The organism is Pontimicrobium sp. MEBiC01747 (assembly GCF_053601635.1).
The window spans coordinates 1-493 of the sequence record NZ_JBSHNS010000007.1 but is presented as its reverse complement, the minus strand read 5'-3'; the positions used below and the strand labels follow the sequence as shown (position 1 = coordinate 493).

Annotated in this window: 1 pseudogene; it reads right to left on the bottom strand. The window is 32.0% G+C overall.

The features are described from left to right. Positions 1 to 493, bottom strand: a pseudogene (locus ACVC2P_RS00060) (hypothetical protein); the annotation flags it as partial.

The following is a 493-nucleotide window of genomic DNA, read 5'->3' as shown; positions in this document are numbered from 1 at the left end:
GCTTTAGCTCGTTCTTCAATAATTAAAGTGTTTCCTTCCATTTTCTCTGCAAAGTTTTTTTCAAAGTCTTTTCCCCATGCTTCCATTTTCTTCCCAAACTTTTCTCCAAACTCTTTTCCAAATTTCTCACCCCATGCTTCCATTTTCTTTTCAAAATCACCATTAAATTTTTGGCTAAATTTTTCTCCAAACGCTTTTCCCCATGCTTCCATTTCTTTTTCATAGGCTTTAAAGTCTACTTTACTAAACTCCTTGGCCCAAGCTTTCATTTTTTCTTTGTATTCTTTACCATACTTTTTCTCGTAAGTTTTACTCCATTGCTCTAAGTATTTTTCTCCTTCATCTTTATACTTATCGTAATCAAAGTTAACATTAGATATTCCTTCTGGTAATTCTGGCAATTCTGGTAATTTAGGCATATTTGCTTGTAATAATTCTTCTTGAATTACTGCTACATTCTCTAATGCTTTTAAATTTTCAAGTGCTTTTAAGC